Genomic DNA, 442 nt, shown 5'->3' with positions numbered 1-442 from the left:
GTCATGTCCGTAGCGAAGGTGGGCTCCGTCGTCCTGGACTGTCCGGATCCGCACGCGCTGGCCGGTTTCTACGCCGGCGTCGTGGGCGGCACGCCGGAGGGCGAAGGCGACTGGGTGGACCTCGCGGCGCCCGGCGGTCCGACGCTGGCCTTCCAGCGGGCCGAGGGCCACGACCCGCCGCGGTGGCCCGCGGCCGACCGCTCCCAGCAGTTCCACCTCGACTTCGACGCGGGCGGCACATGGGAGGAGGTCGACGCGGCGGAGGCGAAGGTCCTGGCGCTTGGGGCGCGCGTCCTGGACCGCGAGGACTACGAGAAGAAGGACTTCCGCGTCTACGCCGATCCGGCGGGGCATCCCTTCTGCCTGTGCCGCATCGAGCAGCCCTAGGCGACGCGCGTGCGGACAGCCCGTGGCTGGTCGCGCAGTTCCCCGCGCCCCTGAG

At 73.5% G+C, this 442-nt stretch carries 1 protein-coding gene; it reads left to right on the top strand.

Annotated elements, in window-relative coordinates:
- The first annotated feature begins 3 nt into the window (after positions 1–3).
- Positions 4–387 (top strand): VOC family protein, encoded by a 384-nt coding sequence (locus LPA54_RS39050; protein ID WP_228985135.1) that lies wholly within the window; start codon positions 4–6, stop codon positions 385–387.
- Positions 388–442 lie beyond the last annotated feature (55 nt).

Origin of the sequence: Streptomyces sp. DH12 (assembly GCF_020873895.1) — a bacterium.
Lineage (GTDB): Bacteria > Actinomycetota > Actinomycetes > Streptomycetales > Streptomycetaceae > Streptomyces.
The sequence above is the reverse complement of the archived record's forward strand: the minus strand, read 5'-3'. Positions and strand labels throughout refer to the sequence as shown.